Below are 23,728 nucleotides of genomic sequence, written 5' to 3'. Positions count from 1 at the left end.
TCCGAGGATGCAACCTCCGGGGGAGCGCATGAGTATCAAGGGCAAGGCCTATATCATGGGTGCCTATGAGCACCCGACCAGGCTCGCCAAGGACAAGTCGGTCGCGCAACTGCATGCCGAGAGCGCGCTCGGCGCGCTGCGGGATGCCGGCCTCTCCAAGGACGACGTGGACGGCTATTTCTGCGCGGGCGATGCGCCGGGCCTCGGGCCGCTCGCCATGGCCGATTACATGAACCTGACGCTGCGCCACCTCGACAGCACCGATGTCGGCGGCTGCTCTTACATCGCCCATGTCTCCCATGCGGCGGAGGCGATCGCGGCCGGCAAGTGCAAGGTGGCGCTGATCACGCTCGCCGGCCGGCCGCGGAGCGAGGGGCATTCCGGCGCCGTGCCGCGGGTGCGCGGCGCGGATGCGCCGGACACGCAATGGGAATTCCCGACCGGCATCGCCACGGTGAATGCCTATGCCATGTGCGCGGCGCGGCACATGTACCAGTACGGCACCACCTCCGAGCAGCTCGCCTGGATCAAGGTCGCGGCCAGCCACCACGCGCAGCACAACCCGCACGCCATGCTGCGGGACGTGGTGACGGTGGAGCAGGTGGTCGACAGCCCGCTGATCGCCACGCCGCTGCACCGGCTCGACTGCTGCGTCGTCTCGGACGGCGGCGGCGCGCTGGTGGTGGTCGCCCCCGAGATCGCGGCATCGCTGAAGCGGCCACGTGTGAAAGTGCTCGGCGCCGGGGAGAGCATGAAGGGCCAGATGGGCGGGGAGGTGGACCTGACCTATTCCGCCGCCGTCCGCAGCGGCCCCGCCGCCTTCGCCGAGGCCGGCGTGACGCCGAAGGACATCAAATACGCCTCGATCTACGACAGCTTCACCATCACGGTGCTGATGCAGCTCGAGGACCTGGGCTTCTGCGAGAAGGGCCAGGGCGGCAAGTTCGTCGCCGACGGCAACCTGATCAGCGGCACCGGCAAGCTGCCCTTCAACACCGATGGCGGCGGGCTCTGCAACAACCACCCGGCCAATCGCGGCGGCATCACCAAGGTGATCGAGGCGGTGCGGCAGCTCCGCGGGGAGGCGCATCCGGCCGTGCAGGTGAAGAACTGCGACATCGCCCTGGCGCATGGCACGGGCGGGCTGCTCGGCAGCCGGCACGGCGCCGCGACGCTGATCATGGAGAGGGAGTGAGACCCATGGCCAAGGAACGCTCCATCCCCGCGCCGCTGACCAACCCGGAGACCGAGCCCTTCTGGGCCGCGGCGAAGGAAGGGAAATTCCTCATCCGCGCCTGCACCGCCTGCGGCAAGGCGCATTGGTACCCCCGCGCCGTCTGCCCGCATTGCATGAGCGAGAAGACGGAGTGGCGCGAGGCCTCCGGCCGCGGGACCATCTACAGCGTCAGCGTCATGAAGCGCGCGCCGGAGGTCTACGCGGTCGCCTATGTCACGCTGGACGAAGGCCCCACGATGATGACCAACATCGTGGAGTGCGACTTCGACAAGGTGGCGATCGGCGACAAGGTGGCCGTCACCTGGCGCCCCACCAAGGATGACGGGCCGCCCTATCCGCAGTTCAAGCCGGCGTAACGCGGGCGGCGGCGGCGCGAAGGTCGCGCCGCCGCGTCATGCTCACGCCGCGGCCAGCGTCGCCGCCGCGCCCGCGATCGTCGTCCGCACCATCAGCCGCCGCTCGCCCTCGCTGTCGAAGGGCGTCGCGCGGTGCAGTACGGCGCGGTTGTCCCAGACCACGATGTCGTGCCGCGTCCAGGCATGGCGGTACACGAAGCCCGGCTGGGTGGCGTGCGCCATCAGCGACTCGATCAGCGCCCGCCCCTCCGCCTCCGGCATGCCTTCCACGCTGCGGGCATGCGCGCCGAGGTAGAGCGCCGGGCCGTGCGAATTCTCCTCCAGCAGCATGGCCTGGCGCACCGGCGGGTGCTGCGCCCGCTCCGCCTCCGTCACCAGCGCCGGCGCGATGCGGCCGCGCGACCAGGCGAAGTCGTGGATCGCGACGCGGCCGCGCACCCGGGCCCGCATGGCCTCCGGCAGCGCCGCCCAGGCCGCGCGCATGGAGGCGAATTCCGTCTCCCCGCCGCGCGACGGGGTCTCCCGCGCGGAGAGGGCGGAGGCGCGCGCCGGCACCGGCTTGAAGCTGCTGTCGTGGTGCCAGGCGCGGTTCGCCAGGTTGTTCAGCACCTGCCGGTCGGTGGGCGGGGCGATGCCGCCATCCCGGTCGATGTTGCTGAGCACGATCAGCGGGCTGCCGGCGCCGCGCGCCCCGGGCCGGGTCGCCTCCAGCGGGCCGAAGGCCTCGGAGAAGGCGACCTGCTGCGCATCGGTGATGTCCTGTCCCGGCAGGACCAGCACGGAGTGCCGGTCCAGCGCCGCCCGCAGCCAGGCGGCCTCCTCGGCCGTCACGCCGCGCCGCAGGTCGAGACCGGTGACCCGCGCGGCGAAGAGCGGGTGCAGCGGGGTGAGCTCGGGCATGGGCGTCCTCCGTTTTGCCGGGATGATGCCCTCAGCGCCGCCGCCCCGCCAGCAGGGTCAGGGCGAGCACGACGGCCAGCGCCACCATCGCCGGCCGGTGCTGCGCGATCCAGTCGAGCGCCTGTGCCAGCATCATTCGGTCCTCAGCGCCGCGCCGGCGGCCAGCGGCGCGAGGGGCAGGGCGGCGGCCAGCAGGGCCGCCAGCAGCAGCAGATAGGGCCGCGCCGGGAGGCCGGCCGCCGCCGCCTCGATCCCCGCCGCGCCGAAGATGACGGCGGGGATCGCCAGCGGCAGGACCAGCAGGGGCAGCAGCACGCCGCCGCGCCGGGCGCCCAGCGTCAGCGCTGCCCCGGCGGTGCCGAGCAGGGAGAGGAAGCCGGCGGCCAGCCCCAGGGCCGCCATGGCGGCGGGCCAGGCCTCCACCGGCAGGTTCAGCATGGCGGCGGCAATGGGCGTGGCCAGCAACAGCGGCAGGCCGGTGGTCAGCCAATGCGCCGCCGCCTTGGCCGCAGCGACGGCCGACGGCCCCATGCCGCTCAGCAGCAACTGGTCCAGCGACCCGTCCTCGGCATCCGCGCCGAACAGGCGGTCCAGCGGCAGCAGGGCGGCCAGCAGTGCCGCCGCCAGCAGCGCGCCCGGGGCGAGCCGCGCCAGCGTCTCCGGCGCCGGACCGACGCCGAAGGGAAAGAGCGCGGCGACGAGGACGAAGAACAGCACCGCTGCCAAGGTATCGGCCGGGTGCCGCAGGGCCAGGCGCAGTTCCCGCGCCAGCAGCGCCAGCCAGGCCCGGCCGCCTGCCGCCGGCGCCTCCAGGGCCTCCCCCGGCGCGCTCACAGCCGCAACTCCCCGGCGCCCGGCAGGGGCAGCGGCAGGTGGGTCGCCGCCAGCACCATCCCGCCCTGCGCCCGGTGCCGCGCCAGCAGCAGGCCCAGCCGCTCGACCGAGGCCGCATCCAGCCCCACCGTCGGCTCGTCCAGCAGCCAGAGCGGCGCCGGCGCCAGGGCCAGCCGGGCGAGCGCCAGCCGCCGCTTCTGGCCGGAGGAGAGGACCCGCGCCGGCAGGTCGGCGAGCGGCAGGAGGTCGAGCGCGGCCAGCGCCGCCTCCACCCCTCCGCCCCAGAGCCGGGCGAAGAATTCCAGGTTCTCCCGCGCCGTCAGCGCCGGCTTCAGCGCGTCCTGGTGCGAGAGGTAGCGGACCCGCGCCGCATGCGCGGCCCGGTCGGCCAGCGCGTCCCGGCCGTCCCACAGCACCGCGCCCGCCTCCGGCCGCAGCAGCCCGGCCAGCAGGCGCAGCAGGGTGGACTTACCCGCCCCGTTGGCGCCGACGAGGAGCAGCGCGCCTGCCGCCTCGAGTTGGAAGGAGACGCCGGCAAGGACCACCCTCTCGCCCCGGAAACAGGCGAGGTCCCTGGCTTCCAGCATACCCGACCCAGCCCCTTGGAAAATCACGACCGTGGACCGTCAAGTCCGGCCATGCTTAAACCCGCGGCCGTGACGCGCCGCAACAGGCGCGACGAAGGAAAGGTTCCGGATCATGCGGATGATCGGGCAGGACAGCCTGAAGACCCGCCGCACCCTGGTGGTTGACGGCAAGACCTATAACTACTTCAGCCTGCCCGAAGCGGCCAAGAGCATCGGCGACATCAGCCGCCTGCCCTTCAGCCTCAAGGTGCTGCTCGAGAACGTCCTGCGCTACGAGGACGGCAGCAGCTACACGGTCGAGGACGCGAAGTCGATCGCCGGCTGGCTGCCGGCCGGCAAGTCCGAGAAGGAAGTGCCCTTCCGCCCCGCCCGCATCCTGATGCAGGATTTCACCGGCGTTCCGGGCGTGGTCGACCTGGCGGCGATGCGGGACGGCATGATCAAGCTCGGCGGCGACCCGCGCCGGGTGAACCCGCTGGTCCCGGTCGACCTGGTCATCGACCACTCCGTGATGATCGACTATTCCGGCACGCCCGACGCGCTGCAGAAGAACGTCGACATCGAGTTCGAGCGGAACGGCGAGCGCTACGAGTTCCTGCGCTGGGGCCAGTCCGCCTTCGACAATTTCCGCGTCGTGCCGCCCGGCACCGGCATCTGCCACCAGGTGAACCTCGAATACCTGGCGCAGGTGGTCTGGACCATGGCCGATGCCGGCGATCTCTACGCCTATCCCGACAGCTGCTACGGCACGGACAGCCACACGACGATGGTCAATGGCCTCGGCGTGCTGGGCTGGGGCGTCGGCGGCATCGAGGCGGAGGCGGCCATGCTCGGCCAGCCCATCGCCATGCTGATCCCCGACGTCATCGGCTTCAAGCTGACCGGCCGGCTGAAGGAAGGCGTCACCGCGACCGACCTGGTGCTGACCGTCACCCAGATGCTCCGCAAGAAGGGCGTGGTCGGCAAGTTCGTCGAGTTCTTCGGCGCCGGCCTCGACGACCTGGCGCTGGCCGACCGTGCCACCATCGCCAACATGGCGCCCGAATACGGCGCGACCTGCGGCTTCTTCCCGGTCGATGCTACGACCATCGGCTATCTCAACCTCTCCGGCCGCGACGAGCACCGGATCAAGCTGGTCGAGGCCTATGCCAAGGCGCAGGGCCTCTGGCGCGACAGCAACTCGCCCGACCCGGTCTTCACCGACACGCTCGAGCTCGACCTCGGCACCGTGGAGCCCTCGCTGGCCGGCCCGAAGCGGCCGCAGGACCGCGTCGCGCTATCGAACGTGGCGCCTGCCTTCGCCAAGGACCTCGCCGCCGGCGTCATGGGCGTGCCGGGCGACGAGGCGGCCAAGCGCGTGAAGGTCGAGGGCGCGAATTACGACCTCGGCCACGGCGACGTGGTGATCGCCGCCATCACCTCCTGCACCAACACCTCCAACCCCTATGTCCTGGTCGCGGCCGGGCTGGTGGCGAAGAAGGCGAACGAGCTCGGCCTGAAGGCGAAGCCCTGGGTCAAGACCTCGCTCGCCCCCGGCTCCCAGGTGGTCACCGACTACCTCGCGCAGTCCGGCCTGCAGCCGCATCTCGATGCCCTCGGCTTCAACATCGCGGGCTATGGCTGCACCACCTGCATCGGCAACAGCGGGCCGCTGCCGGACCCGATCGTGGATGCGATCGAGAACGAGAAGCTGGTCGCCGCCGCGGTGCTCTCGGGCAACCGGAACTTCGAGGGCCGCGTCCACGCCAATGTGCGGGCGAATTACCTGGCCTCCCCGCCGCTGGTGGTCGCCTATGCCCTCGCCGGCACGGTGACCAAGGACCTGAGCAAAGAGCCGATCGGCACCGGCAGCAACGGCCAGCCGGTCTACCTGAAGGACATCTGGCCGACACAGAAGGAGGTGGCGGATACCGTCCACTCCGTCGTGACGCGCGAGATGTTCCTCGAGCGCTATGGCGACGTCTTCAAGGGCCCCGGCCAGTGGCAGGCGATCCGCGTCGATGCGGACAGCGACACCTATCGCTGGAACTCGGGCTCCACCTACGTGCAGAACCCGCCCTATTTCGAGGGCATCACGCCCGAGGTGAAGGGCATCCAGCCGATCCAGGGCGCCCGCGTGCTGGCGGTGCTGGCGGACAGCATCACCACCGACCACATCTCGCCCGCCGGCAATATCCGCAAGACCAGCCCGGCCGGCGAGTACCTGGTGGAGCATCAGGTCCGGCAGGCCGACTTCAACAGCTACGGCGCCCGCCGCGGCAACCATGAAGTCATGATGCGCGGCACCTTCGCCAATATCCGCATCCGGAACGAGATGGTGGCGGGCACCGAGGGCGGCGTCTCCAAGCACTACCCGGATGGCGCGGTGGCGCCGATCTACGACGTCGCCATGCGCTACAAGCAGGAAGGCACGCCGCTGGTCGTCTTCGGCGGCAAGGAATACGGCACGGGGTCCTCGCGCGACTGGGCGGCGAAGGGCACCTTCCTGCTGGGCGTGAAGGCGGTGATCGCCGAGAGCTTCGAGCGCATCCACCGCTCCAACCTCGTCGGCATGGGCGTGCTGCCGCTGGTCTTCATGAACGGCGAGGACCGCAAGTCGCTCGGCATCCAGGGCGACGAGCAGATCGACATCGTCGGGCTGGAGAACCTGCGCCCGCGCATGACGCTGGACCTGGTCATCACCCGCGCCGATGGCAGCAAGCATACCACCAAGGTGCTCTGCCGCGTCGATACGGCCGACGAGGTCGAGTACTACAAGAACGGCGGCATCCTGCACTACGTGCTGCGCGGGATGGCGAAGGCGGCCTGAGCCGGCCTGACCACCGGGATGAGTTGGAGGGGCCCGCGAGGGCCCCTTCGCAATTCCGGGCGCTTGAAACGGCGCCGGGCCGAGGTAACATGTTACCCGGAGGTCCAGCCATGACGCCGTCCGCCGCCCGGGAGAAGGTCCGCCGCTACCGGGAGAAGATGCGCCGGCAGGGACTGCGCCCGATCCAGATCTGGGTGCCCGATACCCGCGCCCCGGGGTTCGAGGAGGAACTGCGGCGCCAGGTCCGCGCCATTGCGGAGAGCGAGCAGGAGAGGGATGACCAGGCCTTCGTGGACGCGATCTCGGCCGAGTGGCCGTGAGGCGCGGGGAGGTCTGGACCGTTGCCGGCGGCGCCTATGCCGGGAAGCCCCGGCCGGCGATCATCGTTCAGTCGGACCGGGTCACCGGCTTCAACTCGGTGACCGTCGTACCCTGCACGACCGATCCGACGGATGCCCCGCTAATCCGCCCTGAACTGCAGCCCAGCGCCGGGAACGGGCTCCATGCCGATTGCAGGGTGATGGTCGACAAGATCACCACCGTGCCCAGGGGCAATTTCGGCACCCGCATCGGGATGGTGTCGGCGGAGGACATGCTGCGCATCGACCGATCGCTGCTCCTCTTCCTCGGCATCGGCTAGCGCCCCGCCGCCTTGTATGTTGGGCGAGCCGATTCAGACCTCCGGGCCATCCGGCCCTTCGGTCATCGGCACGCCTCACCCCTCCGTCCCGCCCTCCTCGGCCTCGACCACGCTGATCCCCAGTTCCGCCAGGTGGGCCAGCGTATCCTCGATCAACTCGCTCGAGACCCTGCCGGCCGGCAGCGCCGCGTGCATCTCCTCATAGGTGACGTAGCCGCGCGCCTTGCCGCGCTCGATCAGCCGCTCCAGCGCCGCCGTCATGGCGTCGAGGAGCAGGCCGTCCTCCACCGGCGCCCGGTCGCGCACGCGCACGCCCTTGGCCTTCAGCGCGGCGGTGAACTCGCCGACCAGCCCCTCCGGCGCGATCGGCCGCGCCAGGGCGGCGCGGATCTCGGCCCGGGTCACCCAGCCACGGGCCTTGCCGCGCGCGATCAGCGGCCCGATCCGCACCACCCAGGTCTGGAAGGGATTGCCCGCCATGCGCCTGCCGCCTCCATCGCCGGCCGGCTACCAGGGGACCGGCCTTCCCTGATGGTCGAAGAAGCCACCCGACTGCTCCGGCCCGATCCCCGCCAGCACGTCCAGCAGGCGGCGCGCGGCCGCCTCCGGCCGCTGCACTTCCAGCCCGGCCTTGGAGAAGGGCGCGGAGAGGCCGGTATCCACCGTTCCGGGATGCAGCGCAACGACCGCGGCACGCGGGTTCGCCCGCCCCATCTCCACCGCCGCGGTGCGGATGAGCTGGTTCAGCGCCGCCTTCGAGGCGCGGTAGCTCCACCAGCCGCCGAGGCGGTTGTCGCCGATGCTGCCGACCCGGGCCGAGAGCGCGGCGAAGACCGCAGGCCCGTCCCGCCGCAGCCGCGGCAGCAGGTGCTTCATGGCGAGCGCCGGGCCGATGGCGTTCACCGCGAAGCTGTGGGCGAGTTGCGCCGGGTCGAGCTGGCGCATCGCCTTCTCCGGCTGGAAGCGCGCATCATGCAGGAAGCCGGTGGCGACGATCACCAGCGCCAGGTCCGGCGCCTCCCGACCCAGCCATGCCGCCGCGGCCGCGACGCTGGCCTCCTCCGTGATGTCGAGCGCCGGCTCGCCCCGGCGCGAGAGGCCGATGACGCGCCGCCAGCGCCCCTCCCCTTCCAGCGCGGCCAGCAGCGCGCCGCCGATGCCGCCCGTGGCGCCGAGCACCACCGCCGTGCCGCTCATCGCGGCATCCTCCGCGGTCCGGTCGCTTTGCCGCGCCAGGCCGGCCTGATCATCGCGCTCATGGTCCGGAGTTGGGCCGGGGTGCCGAATTGCAAAGGGGCCCCGAAGGGCCCCCGCATGTCGCCGCGATACGCGGAGAGGAAGCGCTCAGCGCTCCTCCATCGCCGCGCCGATCTCGGCGCGCAGCTCGTCCTCGAGGCTCGGCTCCTCCTCGCGGAGGATCTCCTCGCCGCGGATCTGCTTCTCCGCCTCCTCGACCGAGCGGGCGACGTTCACCACGACGTTGATGTGCACCTCGGGGTGCAGCTCGACGCGGACGTTCGTCAGGCCGAGCGTCTTAATCGGCTGCTCCAGCAGCACCTGGGTGCGGGAGACGGTGAGCCCGCCGTCCTTGCAGCCATCCGCGATGTCGCGGGCAGAGACGGAGCCGTAGAGGCTGCCCGACTCGCCGGCCTGGCGGATGATGGTGACCGTCAGGCCGGAGACGCGCTCGGCGATCCGCTCGGCCTCCTCGCGGCGCTTCAGGTTCTGCGCCTCGAGCTGCGCGCGCTCGGCCTCGAACCGCTTCAGGTTGTCGGCATTGGCGCGGATGGCCTTGCCCTTGGGGAGCAGGAAGTTGCGGGCATAGCCGGGGCGGACCTTCACCAGCTCGCCCATCTGGCCGAGCTTCTCGACCCGCTGCATCAGGATCAGTTCAATCATGGCTTGCGCCTTTCGTCAGCTCTGACGCGGCGCCGCGCGCCGCTGGAATTGGTCGTAGAGGCCGAGGCCGACCAGGCCCGGGCCCATCACCTGCAGGAAGAGCACCAGCAGGACATAGAAGGCCGCCAGCATCGGCCGCCGCCCCGCCCGGCCGCGCAGCCGGCGATGCACGCCGGCCAGGCCCTGCAGGAAGAGCGGCACGAGCAGCAGCAGCAGGGCCGAGAGCGGGATCGCATCGCCGCCCGCCGGCGCCGCCAGGAAGAGCCCGAGGGCAAGCGCCGGCAGCAGCGGGTACCAGCCCGGCAGCCGCACCGCGGCCCAGTCCGGCCGCGGCACCGCGAGCCACCCGCGCTTCGCCAGGACGGCCGCCGCCACCAGCGCATTGGCCAGCAGGGCGGTGGCGGCCCAGAAGCCGATCGCGCCTGCCTTCACCCGCACGAGGGCGGCGACGAACTCCTCCGAGGCCGGCAGGCCGAGCCGGGCGAGCGAGGTCTCCATCGCTTGCCGCAGCGCCGCCTCCAGCCCGCCGTCGTCCGCCAGCAGCAGCGCCGCCGCCAGCAGGACGACGAGCGGCCAGAGGCCGAGCAGCGCCAGCGGCATGGCAAGCCCCAGCCGCCCGCCCCTGAGGCCCGCCAGCACCAGCAGCGGCGCCGGCACGCCGAAGAGGACGAGGTAGACCGTGGCGGCGTAGCCCCCGCCCGAGACGGCGACGAGCAGCGTGCCGAGCAGGCCGGCGGCCACGGCGCTGGCCGGGCCGAAGCCGAGCCCCGCGGCGAAGAGCGGGAAGGGCGCGACCCAGAGCAGGCCGGTGCCGAGGGGCAGGTCGCGCATGGCCCAGAGGGCCAGGACGGCCGAGGCGAATCCCGCGGCCCCCGAGGCCAGCAGCCCCGGGTTGCCGAAGAGTCCCTGTCCCTGCGGCCGCTTCGCGATCACGGCACCCATCGCTCCGTCGTCCTGGGGATCCCTACCCCGCCCCCTGCCTCAGTCGTTGATCACGTAGGGCAGCAGGGCCAGGAAGCGGGCGCGCTTGATGGCATTGGCCAGCTCGCGCTGCTTCTTCGCGGATACCGCGGTGATGCGGCTCGGCACGATCTTGCCGCGCTCGGAGAGGAAGCGGCTCAGCAGGCGCACGTCCTTGTAGTCGATCTTCGGCGCGTTCGGGCCGGAGAAGGGGCAGGACTTGCGGCGGCGATAGAAGGGCCGGCGGGCGCCGACGGCGGGGCGGCGGGCGGCCGGGGAGAGGTCGGTCGTCTCGGACATGGCTTACTGCTCCTCGCCACCGGTGGCGGCTTCGAGTTCCTCGCGCGGGCGGGCGCGGAATTCCTCGCGCTCGTCGCCGCGGTCGCGGCGGCCGCTGCCGAAGCGGCCCGGCGGGCGGGGACCGCGGAAGCCGCGGTCGCGCTCGCGGTCCTCGCCGCGGCGGGAGAGGATGGCCGACGGCGCCTCGTCGATCGCCTCGACCCGCAGGGTCAGCACGCGCAGCACGTCCTCGTTAAGGCCGAGCTGGCGCTCGACCTCCTGCATCGCCGCCGGGGAGGCGTCGATGCCGAGGAGCATGTAGTGCCCCTTGCGGTTCTTCTTGATGCGGTAGGCGAGGCCGCGCAGGCCCCAGTATTCCCGCTTCTTCACCTCGCCGCCCTGCTCGCCGAGGGTGGCGGTGATCTGGTCGGCGATGGTGTCGACCTGCTGCTGCGTGACATCGTTGCGTGCAATGAACACGCTTTCATAGAGTGGCATATGTTCTCCCTCTGGCTGTCTCAGCCCAGGGGCGCAAGGCGGGATGCCAAGGCGCGCAAAGGGGCATAGCCGCGCGCGATGCCTTCGCGGGCGGCAGGGAAGCGCGGCGTAAAGCATGGGAGAGGGCCGGCGCGCAAGCGCGGAGTCGCGGGGGCGGGCCTTCGCCTTCCGGGTGACAAGCCGTTCCCGCTTGACCTAGACACGGGCCGCAACCGCGGAAGGACAGACCCTTGCCCCGTCTCGCCGCCTCCTTGTTCGCCTCCGCCCTCGCCCTCGCCCTCGCCGCCTGCGGGGAGCGCTACTCGCCCGACACTTATGCCACCCGCGCCGTGCAGCAGGCGAACAAGGTGGAGCCGGGCGTGGTGGTCGGCGTGCGCCAGGTGCAGATCACCGCCGAGGGCAGCACCGGCGCCGCGGCCGGCGCGGCGGCGGGCGGCGTGCTCGGCGCCCAGACGCCGGGCGGCGGCATCGGCCAGGCGCTCGGCGGCGTCAGTGGCGCCCTGGTCGGCGGCCTGATCGGCCGGGCGGCGGAGAGCGCGGCGGTGGACACGCCGGCGCATGAATACGTGGTGCGGACGGAGAAGGACGAGCTGCTCTCGGTCACGCAGAAGGACACGGTGCCCCTGGTGGTCGGGCAGAAGGTGCTGGTGATCACCGGCAACCAGGCGCGGATCGTGCCGGACTACACGGTGGCGACGGCCGCGCCGCCGGCGCGCGCCCCGGCCAAGCCCGAGCGGGAGGAGAGGCCCGAGGGCGCGGCCTCCACCCCGGCCGCCGGGTCGGACCCGGCGGGGGCCGCGGCGGCCAGCGTGATCCAGCAGATGGTCCCGGCCCCGCCCGGCCCACCGGTGGTGGTGCCGGCGCCGCCGGTGCCGCGCCCGGGCGCCTCGCTCCCCTCGGTCATCGCCCCCGTCGCCGCGGCGCTGGCCACCGAGACGGCCGAAGGAAAGGACTGAAGGGGTGTCTCGAAGGGGGGCCTCGCCCCCTTCGCGGGGCCTGGGGCGGAGCCCCAGACCCATGCCTCAGCGTTCCGGCAGGAACAGCCAGGTCGGCGTATGGTTGAACCGCGCCTCGGCCCGGTAGCCGAGCGGCCGGAGCAGCGCGGCGACGGCGGCGAATTCCGGCTCCGTCCGCGTCTCGACATAGAGCGCGGGCCGGTGCCGGGCCAGCAGCCCGCGGGCGCCCTCGAGCACCGCGCATTCCATGCCCTCGACGTCGATCTTGATCGCATCGGGCGCCTCGCCGACCGCATCGTCGAGCCGGACCAGCGCGACCTCGCCGGCTGCATCGGGCTCGAGCGCCGTCTCCCCGGCATTGCCGGCCGGGCCGGGAAGCAGCCGGGCGGCGCCGGGCGCGGCCGCCGCGCCCTGCCGGCGCAGGTCAAGCGCCCCCGCCAACCCGTTCGACGCGAGCGTCGCCGCGCAATGCTCGGCCAATGCCGGGGCGGGCTCGAAGGCCAGCACCCGGGCGCCGCAGACCCCGGCGGCGAAGAGCGTGTGGTTGCCGATATTGGCCCCGACATCGACGAAGAGCCCGCCCGGCGGCAGGCGCTGCCGCAGATCCTCCAGCATCGCGGATTCGTAGAAGGCGCCGGTTGCCAGGATGGCGTGCTGGATTTGGTCCGCCGGGTCGCGCAGCGGGAAGACGCCGCGCCAGGCGCCGTGGGAGAGCGGCACGAGCCTCTCCCGCGGCGCCGGCGGCGCGCGGTCCCGCAGCAGGGCGAGCACCGCGGCCACCTGCCGATCCAGGCCGAAGCGCTCCGCGACGAGGCCGCGCCAGCGTCCCGGGCGGGCGGCGCGGATCATGCGCGCCGCCTCCTCCACCGTCCCGAAGCGCGCCGCCTCGGGCCAGAACTCCTCCGCCCCCCGGTGGTCCAGCACCGCCAGGTCGCAGCCGACCGCCGCCGCCTCGGCGATGGCGTAGCCGAAGCTCTCGTGCAGGCTGGTCGAGAGCAGCACGGCGTTGCGGGCATGCCAGGCCGGCATGGCGGCGGCCGGGACCGCGCCGTCGAAGCGCACCGCGCCGCCGAGGCCCATGCGCGGCACCAGGCGCAGCACCGCGTCCTGCACCAGCCGGTCCCCCTGGCCGGAGGCGATGTGCAGCCGCCAGCGCGGGTCCTCCGCCAGCAGCCGGGCCAGGATCTCCAGCGCGAGGGTCGGGTTCTTGCGGGCGATCATGCTGCCGCACCAGCCGATGCGGAACGGGTCGGGCGGCGCGGCGGCCGGGGCGAAGCGGTCGAGGTCCACCCCGTTGTGGAGGACATGCAGGCGGGTCGTGCGCTCGAGCGTGGGCGCCGCCTGCAGGAGGATCCTCGCCATGTCCTCGCTGACCGTGACGCAGTCCGTCACCCTGTCCCAGGGGCAGCGGGCGGCATGCGGCGCCTCATAGGCCTCGATCCGGTGGACGCGGAGGATCACCCGCCGCTCCCCGAAGTCCGTCCGTGCCAGCAGCTCGGGGAAGGGCGGCCAGCAGAACTCGAACCAGAGCGCGTCGCGCGCCGGGTCGTCGGCCCAGCGCAGCGCCTCCGCCAGCGCCTCCGGACCCGTGACCGTGAAGCGCCGCGGCTCCACGGCACCCGTGGCGGCGAGGCCGGCGACGAGGTCGGGCAGGAAATGGTCGAGGCCGCGCAACTGCAGGAAGGCGAGGCGCGGCAGCCGCTCGCCCATGGATGCCGATGGCATGGCGCCCCCGTTTTGGTGGGTGGAGGGGCAGGCTGGCCCGGCGCGGCTGAAGCCGGGGTTAAGCGTGCGGCCGCGAACGTTGACAGTCGGATGACCGGCCTTTACCCCGCGCGCCCATCGCACGGCCCAGCCACCAAGGAACAAGCCGCCATGGCGCTCGCCCTCGTCTTCCCCGGCCAGGGGAGCCAGGCTCCCGGCATGGGCCGGGACCTCGCCGCCGCCTTCCCCGCCGCCCGCGAGGTGTTCGGGGAAGTGGACGAGGCTTTGAAGCAGAACCTCTCGCGCCTCATGTTCGAGGGGCCGGCGGAGGAACTGACCCTGACCGCCAATGCCCAGCCGGCGCTGATGGCGCATTCCGTCGCCGTGCTGCGGGTGCTGGAGAAGGAGGGCGGCTTCGACCTCGCCACCCGCGTGGCGCTGGTTGCCGGGCACAGCCTCGGCGAGTACTCGGCGCTCACCGCCGCCCGTGCCTTCGACCTGCCGACGGCCGCCCGCCTGCTGCGGCTGCGCGGGGAGGCGATGCAGAAGGCGACGCCGCCCGGCCTCGGCGCCATGGCGGCGCTGCTCGGCGCCGAGCTCGAGCAGGCCCGGGCGCTCTGCGAGGCCGCGCGGACCGATCCCGAGACCGGCAAGGCCGAGGTCGCCGAGGTCGCCAACGACAATGGCGGCGGGCAGGTGGTGATCAGCGGCCACAAGGGCGCCATCGATCGCGCCGTCGCGGCCGCGCCGGGGGCGGGGATCAAGCGCGCCATGCCGCTGCCGGTCTCGGCGCCCTTCCATTGCTCGCTGATGGCGCCGGCAGCCGATGCGATGGGCGAGGCGCTGGAGCGGGCGGCGATCGCCGCGCCGGCGGTGCCGGTGGTGGCGAACGTCTCCGCCGACAAGGCGACGGAGCCTGCCGAGATCCGCGACCTGCTGGTGCGGCAGGTGACCGGCACGGTGCGCTGGCGCGAATGCGTCGCCGCCATGGCGGCGATGGGCTGCGACCGCTTCGCCGAGCTCGGTGCCGGCAAGGTGCTGACCGGGCTGATGAAGCGCAATGCGCCGGAGGCGACGGCCATGGCCGTCGGCAATCCCGCCGATATCGAGGCTTTCCTCAAGTCGCTCTGAGCCTGTCGCGCGGCCCGTGACCCGCGCGCGGCGTCCCGCAGGATACAAGGAGTTCGCGATGTTCCGTCTGGATGGCAAGGTCGCCCTGGTCACCGGTGCCACCGGCGGCATCGGCGCCGCGGTCGCTCGCGCGCTGCACGCCCAGGGCGCCGCCGTGGCCCTCACCGGCCGCCGCGCGGCCGAGCTGGAGGCGCTGGCGGCAGAACTCGGCGAGCGGGTGCTGGTCGCGCCGGCCGATCTTGCCGACCCCGCGGCGCCGGCCGCGCTGGTCGAGACGGTGGAGGGCGGGCTCGGCGGGCTCGACATCCTGGTCAACAATGCCGGCTTCACCCGCGACATGCTGGCGCTGCGCATGGGCGATGCCGACTGGGCCGCGGTGCTGGAGGTGGACCTGACCGCGCCCTTCCGCCTGGCGCGCGCCAGCCTGCGCGGGATGATGAAGAAGCGGCATGGGCGGATCGTCTCCATCGCCTCCATCGTCGGTGTCACCGGCAATGCCGGGCAGGCCAACTACGCCGCCGCCAAGGCGGGCCTGATCGGCATGAGCAAGTCCCTGGCGCAGGAGGTGGCGACGCGCGGCGTGACGGTGAACGTCGTCGCCCCGGGCTTCGTGAAGACCGCCATGACGGACGTGCTGCCCGAGGCGGCGCGGGGCAAGCTGCTGGAGCGCATCCCGGCGGCGCGCATGGGCACGCCGGAGGACATCGCCGGCGCCGTGGTCTACCTGGCGAGCGAGGAGGCCGCCTGGGTCACCGGCCAGACGCTGCACGTCAACGGCGGCATGGCGATGATCTGAGGGCCGGCGGGCAGGCCCATCGTGCGATTGTTCGGGCCTCCGTCAGGCAACCTACGCTAGGCTTCTCCGCTTTCTCCCTCCTGTGCAGGCGAGGCGGCGGATGGCGCGCGTGGACAAGCCCCGGTTTCCCAGGCCCGGTCTTCCCCTGGTCGGCCCCTGGCCGGACGGGCCCTGGCTCCTGCTCGGCGCGGCGGCGGTCGCCGCCCCCGTCGCCGTCCTGTGCCAGGGGGGCGACCTGCACGTCGCTCTGCTCGCCTCCCTGGCCTGCCTCGCCACGCCCGGCGCGGCGATCGAGGCCATGATGGGCCTGGCGCGGCTGGCGCTGGCGGTCGCCCCGCCGGGCCGCTGAGACGGGCTGCTGAGACGGGCCGCACGAGGCCAGACCGCCTGGCATCGGGCCGGCGCGGCGCCCCGGCCGCCCTGCCCTCGGCCCTTGCCAAGGGCGCAAACAGCGCCTAGGCGCGTTCCGTGTTCCGTGTTACCCCCCCGGGCTCTTTGGGACGTCCCTCTGGGGCCGGCCTGGGTCCGTCACGCGCCGTTATCAGGAGAAAATCAGGCGATGAGCGATACCGCCGAGAAGGTTAAGCAGATCGTTGTCGAGCACCTCGGCGTGGAAGAGGCCAAGGTCACCGACAATGCCTCCTTCATCGATGATCTGGGTGCCGACAGCCTCGACACGGTCGAGCTGGTGATGGCCTTCGAGGAGGCCTTCGGCGTGGAGATCCCGGACGACGCGGCCGAGAAGATCCAGACCGTCAAGGACGCGATCGAGTTCATCGAGAAGAACAAGGCGGCCTGACGGCCGGCCGGCGAAGTTCCATAGACGAAGAGGCTGAGCGTGTTCGCGAAAGGTGTGGCCCCGCGGCGGGTTGTCGTCACCGGCATGGGCATCGCATGCCCGCTCGGTCTCGGTGTCGAGCATGTCTGGAAGCGGCTGATCGAGGGCGAGAGCGGCATCGCGGCCATCCAGTCCTTCGACACCAAGGACCTGCCGGCCAAGATCGCCGGCCAGGTGCCGTCCGGCACCCGGGCGACCGGCGGGCTCGACCTGGCCGAGTGGATCCCGGTCAAGGACCAGAAGAAGATGGACCGCTTCATCCAGCTCGCCCTCGTGGCGGCGACGGAGGCGGTCGAGGATTCCGGCTGGAAGCCCGAGGACGAGGAAGGCCGCTGCGCCACCGGCGTCATGATCGGCTCGGGCATCGGCGGCCTGCCGACCATCTACGAGGCCTCGGTGCTGATCTCGCAGGGCAAGGCCAAGCGGATCTCGCCCTTCTTCATCCCCTCCGCGCTGATCAACCTGGCCTCCGGCCACGTCTCGATCCGCTTCGGCTTCAAGGGCCCGAACCACTCCGCTGTCACCGCCTGCGCGACGGGCGTGCATGCGCTCGGCGATGCAGCGCGGCTGATCGCGCTCGGCGATGCCGACGTGATGGTCGCGGGCGGCGCCGAGGCCGCGGTCTCCGAGATCGGCATGGCGGGCTTCTGCGCCTCCCGCGCCCTGTCCACCGGCTACAACGATACGCCGCAACAGGCCTCCCGCCCCTGGGACGTGGGCCGCGACGGCTTCGTCATGGGCGAGGGCGCCGGCGTCCTCGTGCTCGAGGAATACGAGCACGCGAAGAAGCGCAACGCGAAGATCTATGCCGAGGTGCTGGGCTACGGCATGTCGGGCGATGCCTACCACATCACCGCTCCCTCCGAGACCGGCGACGGCGCCTTCCGCTCCATGCGGGCGGCGCTGAGCGATGCCGGTGTCGCGCCGGCCGAGGTGCAGTACGTCAACGCGCACGGCACCTCCACGCCGCTCGGCGACGACCTTGAGCTCGGCGCGGTGGAGCGGCTCTGGGGCGAGGATGCCGGCAAGCTCGCCATGTCCTCCACCAAGTCGGCGATCGGGCACCTGCTCGGCGCGGCCGGCGCGGTCGAGGGCATCTTCTCCATCCTGGCGATCCGCGACCATGTCGCGCCGCCGACGCTGAACCTCGAGCAGGTCTCGCGCGAGAGCCCGATCGACCGCGTCGCCAGGCAGGCGCAGGAGCGGCCGATCCGGGTGGCGCTGTCCAACAGCTTCGGTTTCGGCGGCACCAATGCGAGCATCGTCTTCGGCGCGCCGCAGTAAGGCACGAAAGCGGCGGCGGCGCGTTCCGCAGGCATGAGCATGCCGCCGCAATCCCGAGATGCGTCCCATGGCTAGGGCGCCGCGCCGTTCCGGCGTCGGCGTGCTGCGCCGCATCGGCGTGGTGCTTCTTCTTGTCTGCGCCCTCGCGGGCGGCGCCGGCTGGTATGCGCTGCAGGCCTATCGTGCGCCCGGGCCGCTGGCCGCGCCGGCGCAGGTGGTGGTCCCGCGCGGCGGGACGGAGGCGATCGCCGAGGCCCTGCTGCGGGCCGGGGTCATCGCCGATGGCCGCGCCTTCGCCACCGCCGCCTGGGCGACGCGCGGACAGGGCCCGCTGCGGGCGGCCGAGTTCGCCTTCCCGCCCGGCGCCTCGCTGGAGCAGGTGCTGGCGGTGCTGCGCACGGGGCGGCCGGTGCAGCGGCGCCTCACCATCCCGGAGGGGCTGACCGCGCGGCAGATCCTGGCCGTCATCCGCGGCGCCGAGGGAATGACCGGCGAGGTCTCGGCGCCCGAGGAAGGGGCCGTGCTGCCCGAAACCTATGCCTACCAGTATGGCGACGAGCGCGCGGCGCTGCTGCGGCGGGCGGAGCAGGCCATGGCGAAGGCCCTGGCCGAGGCCTGGGCGGAGCGGGCGGAGGACCTGCCCCTCGCCTCCCCGCGCGAGGCCCTGGTGCTGGCGAGCATCGTCGAGCGCGAGACCGCGCTGCCCGAGGAGCGGCCGCGCATCGCCGCGGTCTTCCTCAACCGCCTCAGGCGCGGCATGCCGCTGCAGTCCGACCCGACCGTCGCCTATGCCGCGGCCGAGGGCGGCGCGCTGGACCGGCCGCTGACGCGCGCCGACCTCGACCGCGACCACCCCTTCAACACCTATCGCATCAAGGGCCTGCCGCCGGCGCCGATCGGCGCGCCGGGCTTGGCCGCCCTGCGGGCGGTGACGCGGCCGGCGGCGACCGAGGATCTCTACTTCGTCGCCGACGGCTCGGGCGGGCATGCCTTCGCCCGCACGCTCGAGGAGCACAACCGCAACGTCGGCCGCTGGCGGGAGATCGAGAAGCGACGGGCGGAGAACGGGGCGCCCGTCACGCGCTGAGCCCGGGACCGGGACGCAGCCCTCCGGGGCTCCCGCCCGGCTAATCGATCGCGTCGCCCACCGCGTGGATCGGCGCGCCGATCGGCTTGCCGACCACCGGCACCACCTGGATCACGTCGCCCGTCACCCGGAAAGGCAAGGCCACCAGGCCGCAGCCGGACAGGGCCAGGCCGGCCAGCAGAAGCAGTGCGACTCGCATCTCCCATCTCCTATGCCGTTGCATGCGAAGAACGCCCGAAAGGGCCGGGCCGTTCAGCCCTCCGCCACCCGCCCGTCCTCCATGCGCACCACCCGGCCGCAGCGCGCCGCGAGGTGCTCGTCATGCGTGATCAGCAGCAGCGTCGTGCCGAGCCGCACCCGCAGCCCGAAGAGCAGGTCCATGACGGCCTGGCCCGTCCCCCGGTCGAGGTTGCCGGTCGGCTCGTCCGCCAGCAGCAGCGGCGGCTCGGCGACCGTCGCGCGGGCCAGCGCCACCCGCTGCTGCTCGCCGCCCGAGAGCTGGCCGGGATAATGCCCGAGCCGATGGCCGAGCCCGACCGCCTCCAGCGCCGCCGCGGCGCGGTCGAAGGCATCCCGCCGCCCGGCGAATTCCAGCGGCACCGCGACGTTCTCCAGCGCCGTCATGGTCGGGACCAGGTGGAAGGCCTGGAACACGATCCCGACATGCCCCCGCCGGAAGCGGGCCAGCGCGTCTTCATCCATCCGGGCGAGGTCCTGGCCGGCCACGCGCAGCGTGCCGCCCGTCGGCCGTTCCAGCCCCGCCAGCAGCATGAGGAGCGAGGTCTTGCCCGAGCCCGAAGGACCGACCAGCCCCACCGCCTCCCCGCGCCGGATGGTCAGGTCCACCCCGCGGAGAATGTTGACCTCCCCGGCCGCTCCCGCCACCCTGAACCGCAGGTCCCTGGCTGCGATGAGCGCTTCGGCGGCATCGGGTTCGGGCAGGGATCGGGAGTGCGTTGCGATGGCATCCATGGCGCCTGGGACATTCCGTGGTGCCGCCGGATATGGCCGTCGCAGGGCGATCGGAACAGCGCTGCTCGCCGCCCTTTCGGGTTTCGGAGTGTTGCGGTCCGCAGGCGCGGAGGGACCGGTGCGGCTGCTCGTCCTCGGCGACAGCCTGGCCGCGGGCTATGGCCTGCCGCAGGACCAGGGCTTCGTGCCGCAATTGCAGCGGGCCCTCCTCGCCCGTGGCCGTGCCGTGCGGGTCATCAATGCCGGCGTCTCCGGCGACACCACGGCGGGCGGCCTCGCGCGCCTCGACTGGGCGCTGGCCGACAACCCGCAGGCGGCGATCGTCGAGCTCGGCGGCAATGACGGGCTGCGCGCCCTGCCGCCTGTGCAGAGCCGCGCGGCGCTGACCGGGATCCTGGACAGGCTGGCCGCCCGCCGGATCCCGGTGCTGCTGGCGGGGATGCTCGCCCCGCCCAATCTCGGCGCCGACTACGGCCGGGAATTCGCCGCCGTGTACCAGGAGTTGGCCCGGTCGCGGCCGGAGCTCGTCTTCTACCCCTTCTTCCTCGAGGGGGTGGCCGGCGACCCAGCGCTGAACCAGCCGGACGGCATCCACCCGAACGAGCGGGGGCTGGCGGAGGTGGTCCGCCGCATCCTCCCCTCGGTCGAGACCCTGCTGGAGCGGGTGCCGCACCCGCCCGCCGGATGAAGTGCCCCAGGGGAGAACCGGCCCATGATCCGCCTCTTCGTCGCCCTCGCCCTGCCCGCCGCCATCAAGGCGCAGCTCGCCATGCTCTCGGGCGGCATCCCGGGGGCCCGATGGGTCCCGCCGGAGAACTACCACCTTACGCTGCGCTTCATCGGGGAGATCGAGAACTGGCGGGCGCAGGAGGTGGATGACGCGCTGGCCAATATCCGCGCGCCGAGCTTCGAGCTCTCGCTGCGCGGGGTCGGCACCTTCGAGAAGGGCGGGCGGATCAACGCCCTCTGGGTCGGGGTGGAGAAGACCGAGGGGCTGAGCTTCCTGCAGGCCAAGGTGGAGACCGCGCTGCAGCGCATCGGGCTGGAGCCGGAGCGCAAGCGCTTCTCGCCGCATGTGACCCTGGCGCGGACCGACAAGGCGCCGCCGGACAAGCTGGTCGGCTTCGTCCAGGCGCACAACCTGTTCCGCCTGCCGCCGGTGGCGGTGGAGCACTTCACCCTCTATTCCTCCCGCCTCGGCAAGGATGCGGCGGTCTATGTGCCGGAGGTGGAGTACGAGCTGGCCTGAGCGCGGCCCCGTGGCCGCCGCGAAGGCCCGGAGGCCGGACCCGGCCCGCGGGCGCGATGCGCGCCAAGTCTGGCGCCTGGCCGGCCGGGTTCTGCTCGCGCTGGCGCTGCTGCTGGCCCCGCTGACGGGGCAACGCGCGGCATCGGCGACCATGCCGGTCTGCACGGCGGATGGTGGGGTGCGGCATGTGCCGGACCCCTTCGCGCCGGCCCCGCACGGGCATTGCGATGCCTGCCTGGTGGTGCCCGCCGCGCTGCCGGTGCCGCCCGTCGCGCTGCGGCGGCCGCGGCCGATCGGCACGGTCGCTCCCGCCGAGGCCGCCCGCCGCCCGGCCCCGGCCCCGTTGCCGCCGGAACAGGCCCGCGCCCCGCCGGCCGCCTGAAGCCCTGCCTCATCGCAACCGCTTCAGGAGTCCGTCCATGCGTAAGTCCCTGGCCCTCGCGGCCGCCGGCGCGCTCTGCGCCTTGCCCGCCTTCGCTCATGTCACCCTGGACCCGCCGGCGGCGCCGGCCGGGTCCTATGTCCGCGCCGCCCTCCGCGTCCCGCATGGCTGCGGCGGTGCCGCCACCACCCGCATCGCGCTGGACCTGCCGGAAGGGGTCTATTCGGCCAAGCCCATGCCCAAGCCCGGCTGGCGCCTGACCATCGAGCGCCGTCGCCTGCCGGAGGCCGTGCGCAGCCCGCATGGCAGCATGATGGAGGAGGAGGTCGCGCGCATCGTATGGGAAGGCGGCCCGCTGCCGGATGCGCAGTACGAGGAGTTCGTCCTCATGCTGCAGGCGCCGAACGAGCCGGGCGGCACCCTATACCTGCCGGTGTCGCAGACCTGCGAGGGCGGCAAGGCCGACCAATGGGCGGAGGTGCCGAAGGCCGGCCAGGCCGCCCATGACCTCGCCCGCCCGGCGCCTTCACTGCGCCTGACCCCCCGCTGAGGGCCCCGCCCATGCTCCGCCGCTCGATCCTCGCCGCTCCCGCTCTTCTCGCCCCCGTCCTCCTCACCCGGCCGACCGCCGCGCAGCAGCACCCACAGGCCGCCGCGCCGCAGCCGGTCCAGGCCGGCGACCTCGCCATCGCCCGGCCCTGGACCCGCGCCGCCGGCCAGGGCGGCACCGGGGCCGGGTTCATGACCATCACCAACCGTGGCGCCGCGGCCGACCGGCTGGTCGGCGCCAGCACCCCGCTCGCCCGGACGACGGAAATCCACACCCATGTCCGGGAGGGCGAGGTGATGCGCATGCGCCCCGTGCCGGGGATCGACCTGCCGCCCGGCCAGAGCGTCACGCTGCAGCCCGGCAGCTTCCACCTGATGCTGATCGGCCTGACCCAGTTGCTGATCCCGGGCCAGACCGTGCCGGTCACGTTGCGTTTCGAGCGGGCCGGGGATGTGCCGGTGGAGTTGCAGGTGGAGGCCGCCGGCGCGCGCGGGCCGACCGCCCGCTGACCTCGGGCGGCCGAGAAGCGGGTGGTGCGGCATCCCTGTGCCGGCCGCCGCCTCCCCGGACATGGCATGCCCTGCCGGCGCCGCGGACGAGCCCCCTACCCGTCCGCGGCGCCCCGGCCCTGCCCTGCCGGAATCAGTTCGGCATCGCCGCCGGCCCGCCATAATCGCGCCGGCGCAACATGCCGGTGATGCCGAAGGACACCTCGAGGCAGAGTCGCCGGCCCTCCTGCACCGTGGCGCCGGTGTGGTAGCCGAAGGGATCCTCGGCGAAGCCGAAGCCGGCCGGGCCGGTCAGCGTCATCATCGCCTCCGGGCCATAGGTCGCCAGGATCTCCGCATCCGTCTTGGAACTGAAGGGGCTGACCTGATGGCCGAGGGGCCGCCGCGCATGGGTGCCGCGGACGAAGCGGTGCGGTCCGGTCTTCGGCCCGACCTCCGTGACGTAGAAGAAGAATTTGAGCTGGTGCCAGTCGGTCATGTCGTAGTGGAAGGTGTCCTGCCCGGCCAGCTTCAGCGCCGCACGGCTCTGGACGCTCGACGGGAAGCTCCACCACAGCCGCACGTCCAGCAGCGTCGCCGCGGTGCCGAAATAGCCGGAGGCCACGGCATGCAGCCAGGGATCGCGGATCAGCCGCCCGATCGTCGGGCAGTCCTGCTCGTTATCGGGGAAATGCCCGACGACGAGGGACTGGCCGGTCGCGCGCTCCACCGCCTCCCGCTCCTCCGGCCAGAAGCGCGTGGTCCAGTTCAGCCCGCCCTGGCAGGGCCGGCTGCCGGCGAAGGCCTGGATCTCGGCCACCACCTCCGGGGAGAGGCAGACCCCCGGGCAGATGCCGTCCCGCCACAGCGTCTCCACCGCCTCCCGGACGGTGGGACCGATGAGGTCGCCGCGGCAGGCGCCCTCGACCGCGGCGACGCGCCCGCCACGCCGCACCGCCAGCGCCGAGACCAGGCGCCGCGCCGCCATGAAGCGGCCGAAGGCGAAGAAGGGCAGCCAGCCCGGATGGGAGCGGATATCGTGCAGCAGCCGCGGCATGCGCGACACCAGCCGCGGCACCCGCCCCCAGCCCGCATTGGCGTTGATCTGTTGCAGCAGCATCGTGGTAGCCCGGTTCCTGCAATCGCTTGCCGGAACGATAGGGTGCGCGGCTTTCTTGCGTAAACAGAACTTTTTGCGGCTTGGCCCGCAACGGTTTTCGCGTCGGTGGCGAAAATCATGAAGAACCGTACAGATTTCTTGGCCGATCTTGATGGTTTGCAACGGACCCTGT

The 23,728-nt window shown here is 72.7% G+C and carries 30 protein-coding genes; 17 read left to right on the top strand and 13 right to left on the bottom strand.

What is annotated here, in order from left to right; all coding sequences use genetic code 11:
- The first annotated feature begins 28 nt into the window (after positions 1–28).
- Complete coding sequence (locus Q7A36_RS10760) at positions 29–1,195, top strand: thiolase domain-containing protein (RefSeq protein ID WP_305103683.1); 1,167 nt, start codon at positions 29–31, stop codon at positions 1,193–1,195.
- A 5-nt stretch (positions 1,196–1,200) separates the two neighbouring features.
- Positions 1,201–1,593, top strand: coding sequence for a Zn-ribbon domain-containing OB-fold protein (locus Q7A36_RS10755; RefSeq protein ID WP_305103682.1), 393 nt, complete (start codon positions 1,201–1,203; stop codon positions 1,591–1,593).
- Positions 1,594–1,635: 42 nt separating this feature from the next.
- Here Q7A36_RS10755 and Q7A36_RS10750 read toward each other — a convergent pair whose 3' ends face one another.
- The 3 genes from Q7A36_RS10750 to ccmA all read right to left on the bottom strand — a co-directional run bounded on the left by Q7A36_RS10750 (position 1,636) and on the right by ccmA (position 3,914).
- Positions 1,636–2,493, bottom strand: a complete 858-nt coding sequence (locus Q7A36_RS10750; RefSeq protein WP_305103681.1) for a TauD/TfdA dioxygenase family protein — start codon at positions 2,491–2,493, stop codon at positions 1,636–1,638.
- 132 nt (positions 2,494–2,625) lie between these two features.
- Positions 2,626–3,327 (bottom strand): heme exporter protein CcmB, encoded by a 702-nt coding sequence (ccmB, locus tag Q7A36_RS10745; RefSeq protein WP_305103680.1) that lies wholly within the window; start codon positions 3,325–3,327, stop codon positions 2,626–2,628.
- Positions 3,324–3,914, bottom strand: coding sequence for a heme ABC exporter ATP-binding protein CcmA (gene ccmA, locus Q7A36_RS10740; RefSeq protein ID WP_305103679.1), 591 nt, complete (start codon positions 3,912–3,914; stop codon positions 3,324–3,326). Before ccmA ends, ccmB begins: the two co-directional genes overlap by 4 nt.
- A 112-nt stretch (positions 3,915–4,026) precedes the next feature.
- On the opposite strand from ccmA, the gene acnA reads away from it, so the two are divergent.
- The 3 genes from acnA to Q7A36_RS10725 all read left to right on the top strand — a co-directional run bounded on the left by acnA (position 4,027) and on the right by Q7A36_RS10725 (position 7,363).
- Positions 4,027–6,723, top strand: coding sequence for an aconitate hydratase AcnA (gene acnA, locus Q7A36_RS10735; protein ID WP_305103678.1), 2,697 nt, complete (start codon positions 4,027–4,029; stop codon positions 6,721–6,723).
- Between the two features lie 110 nt (positions 6,724–6,833).
- Entirely contained in the window at positions 6,834–7,043 is a 210-nt protein-coding gene (locus Q7A36_RS10730; RefSeq protein ID WP_305103677.1) for an antitoxin MazE family protein, read from the top strand.
- Entirely contained in the window at positions 7,034–7,363 is a 330-nt protein-coding gene (locus Q7A36_RS10725; RefSeq protein ID WP_305103676.1) for a type II toxin-antitoxin system PemK/MazF family toxin, read from the top strand. The genes Q7A36_RS10730 and Q7A36_RS10725 overlap by 10 nt, the downstream gene beginning before the upstream one ends.
- A gap of 75 nt (positions 7,364–7,438) precedes the next feature.
- On the opposite strand, the gene Q7A36_RS10720 is transcribed toward Q7A36_RS10725, so the two are convergent.
- From Q7A36_RS10720 to rpsF, 6 genes are all read right to left on the bottom strand, one after another.
- The gene (locus Q7A36_RS10720) at positions 7,439–7,843 is read right to left on the bottom strand and encodes an RNA polymerase sigma factor region1.1 domain-containing protein (protein ID WP_305103675.1); all 405 of its coding nucleotides are present in this window, start codon (positions 7,841–7,843) and stop codon (positions 7,439–7,441) included.
- A 27-nt stretch (positions 7,844–7,870) separates the two neighbouring features.
- A complete protein-coding gene (locus tag Q7A36_RS10715; protein WP_305103674.1) occupies positions 7,871–8,560 on the bottom strand; it encodes an SDR family oxidoreductase in 690 nt (229 codons plus the stop codon).
- A 147-nt stretch (positions 8,561–8,707) separates the two neighbouring features.
- Positions 8,708–9,262, bottom strand: a complete 555-nt coding sequence (rplI, locus tag Q7A36_RS10710) for a 50S ribosomal protein L9 (protein WP_305103673.1) — start codon at positions 9,260–9,262, stop codon at positions 8,708–8,710.
- Positions 9,263–9,277: 15 nt separating this feature from the next.
- Positions 9,278–10,204, bottom strand: a complete 927-nt coding sequence (locus Q7A36_RS10705; protein ID WP_305103672.1) for a hypothetical protein — start codon at positions 10,202–10,204, stop codon at positions 9,278–9,280.
- A 39-nt stretch (positions 10,205–10,243) separates the two neighbouring features.
- A complete protein-coding gene (rpsR, locus tag Q7A36_RS10700) occupies positions 10,244–10,522 on the bottom strand; it encodes a 30S ribosomal protein S18 (RefSeq protein ID WP_230448987.1) in 279 nt (92 codons plus the stop codon).
- Between the two features lie 3 nt (positions 10,523–10,525).
- Complete coding sequence (gene rpsF / locus Q7A36_RS10695) at positions 10,526–10,999, bottom strand: 30S ribosomal protein S6 (protein WP_305103671.1); 474 nt, start codon at positions 10,997–10,999, stop codon at positions 10,526–10,528.
- Positions 11,000–11,229: 230 nt separating this feature from the next.
- On the opposite strand from rpsF, the gene Q7A36_RS10690 reads away from it, so the two are divergent.
- Positions 11,230–11,955, top strand: a complete 726-nt coding sequence (locus tag Q7A36_RS10690) for a hypothetical protein (RefSeq protein WP_305103670.1) — start codon at positions 11,230–11,232, stop codon at positions 11,953–11,955.
- A 66-nt stretch (positions 11,956–12,021) separates the two neighbouring features.
- Here Q7A36_RS10690 and Q7A36_RS10685 read toward each other — a convergent pair whose 3' ends face one another.
- Positions 12,022–13,680 (bottom strand): FkbM family methyltransferase, encoded by a 1,659-nt coding sequence (locus tag Q7A36_RS10685; protein WP_305103669.1) that lies wholly within the window; start codon positions 13,678–13,680, stop codon positions 12,022–12,024.
- Positions 13,681–13,830: 150 nt separating this feature from the next.
- Between Q7A36_RS10685 and fabD the strand changes: the two genes are divergently transcribed.
- From fabD to mltG, 6 genes are all read left to right on the top strand, one after another.
- Positions 13,831–14,790 carry an ACP S-malonyltransferase gene (gene fabD / locus Q7A36_RS10680; RefSeq protein WP_305103668.1) on the top strand — a complete coding sequence of 320 codons (960 nt, stop codon included), beginning with the start codon at positions 13,831–13,833 and terminating at the stop codon, positions 14,788–14,790.
- Positions 14,791–14,848: 58 nt separating this feature from the next.
- On the top strand, positions 14,849–15,586 hold the full coding sequence (fabG, locus tag Q7A36_RS10675) for a 3-oxoacyl-[acyl-carrier-protein] reductase (protein ID WP_305103667.1): 738 nt from the start codon (positions 14,849–14,851) through the stop codon (positions 15,584–15,586).
- 109 nt (positions 15,587–15,695) lie between these two features.
- Positions 15,696–15,935 (top strand): hypothetical protein, encoded by a 240-nt coding sequence (locus tag Q7A36_RS10670; RefSeq protein WP_305103666.1) that lies wholly within the window; start codon positions 15,696–15,698, stop codon positions 15,933–15,935.
- A gap of 210 nt (positions 15,936–16,145) precedes the next feature.
- Positions 16,146–16,385, top strand: coding sequence for an acyl carrier protein (locus Q7A36_RS10665; protein ID WP_305103665.1), 240 nt, complete (start codon positions 16,146–16,148; stop codon positions 16,383–16,385).
- A 39-nt stretch (positions 16,386–16,424) separates the two neighbouring features.
- Positions 16,425–17,708: a beta-ketoacyl-ACP synthase II gene (fabF, locus tag Q7A36_RS10660; protein WP_370655656.1), complete on the top strand. Its 1,284-nt coding sequence runs from the start codon at positions 16,425–16,427 to the stop codon at positions 17,706–17,708.
- A 67-nt stretch (positions 17,709–17,775) separates the two neighbouring features.
- Positions 17,776–18,795 carry an endolytic transglycosylase MltG gene (mltG, locus tag Q7A36_RS10655; RefSeq protein WP_305103664.1) on the top strand — a complete coding sequence of 340 codons (1,020 nt, stop codon included), beginning with the start codon at positions 17,776–17,778 and terminating at the stop codon, positions 18,793–18,795.
- A 40-nt stretch (positions 18,796–18,835) separates the two neighbouring features.
- Here the strand turns inward: mltG and Q7A36_RS10650 are convergent, their stop codons facing one another.
- Positions 18,836–18,994 carry a DUF6726 family protein gene (locus Q7A36_RS10650; RefSeq protein ID WP_305103663.1) on the bottom strand — a complete coding sequence of 53 codons (159 nt, stop codon included), beginning with the start codon at positions 18,992–18,994 and terminating at the stop codon, positions 18,836–18,838.
- A 53-nt stretch (positions 18,995–19,047) separates the two neighbouring features.
- Entirely contained in the window at positions 19,048–19,767 is a 720-nt protein-coding gene (locus Q7A36_RS10645) for an ABC transporter ATP-binding protein (protein ID WP_305103662.1), read from the bottom strand.
- A gap of 118 nt (positions 19,768–19,885) precedes the next feature.
- On the opposite strand from Q7A36_RS10645, the gene Q7A36_RS10640 reads away from it, so the two are divergent.
- Genes Q7A36_RS10640 through Q7A36_RS10620 form a run of 5 tightly spaced genes read left to right on the top strand, consistent with a single transcriptional unit; the run spans position 19,886 to position 22,457 of the window.
- Entirely contained in the window at positions 19,886–20,455 is a 570-nt protein-coding gene (locus Q7A36_RS10640) for an arylesterase (RefSeq protein ID WP_370655655.1), read from the top strand.
- A gap of 24 nt (positions 20,456–20,479) precedes the next feature.
- On the top strand, positions 20,480–21,016 hold the full coding sequence (gene thpR / locus Q7A36_RS10635; protein ID WP_305103661.1) for an RNA 2',3'-cyclic phosphodiesterase: 537 nt from the start codon (positions 20,480–20,482) through the stop codon (positions 21,014–21,016).
- Between the two features lie 10 nt (positions 21,017–21,026).
- Positions 21,027–21,398, top strand: a complete 372-nt coding sequence (locus Q7A36_RS10630) for a hypothetical protein (RefSeq protein WP_305103660.1) — start codon at positions 21,027–21,029, stop codon at positions 21,396–21,398.
- 37 nt (positions 21,399–21,435) lie between these two features.
- The gene (locus Q7A36_RS10625; RefSeq protein WP_305103659.1) at positions 21,436–21,948 is read left to right on the top strand and encodes a YcnI family protein; all 513 of its coding nucleotides are present in this window, start codon (positions 21,436–21,438) and stop codon (positions 21,946–21,948) included.
- A gap of 11 nt (positions 21,949–21,959) precedes the next feature.
- Complete coding sequence (locus Q7A36_RS10620; protein WP_305103658.1) at positions 21,960–22,457, top strand: copper chaperone PCu(A)C; 498 nt, start codon at positions 21,960–21,962, stop codon at positions 22,455–22,457.
- A 133-nt stretch (positions 22,458–22,590) separates the two neighbouring features.
- Here the strand turns inward: Q7A36_RS10620 and Q7A36_RS10615 are convergent, their stop codons facing one another.
- Positions 22,591–23,556 carry a phytanoyl-CoA dioxygenase family protein gene (locus Q7A36_RS10615; RefSeq protein ID WP_305103657.1) on the bottom strand — a complete coding sequence of 322 codons (966 nt, stop codon included), beginning with the start codon at positions 23,554–23,556 and terminating at the stop codon, positions 22,591–22,593.
- Positions 23,557–23,728 lie beyond the last annotated feature (172 nt).

Source organism: Paracraurococcus lichenis (assembly GCF_030657435.1).
Lineage (GTDB): Bacteria > Pseudomonadota > Alphaproteobacteria > Acetobacterales > Acetobacteraceae > Paracraurococcus > Paracraurococcus lichenis.
The sequence above is the reverse complement of the archived record's forward strand: the minus strand, read 5'-3'. Positions and strand labels throughout refer to the sequence as shown.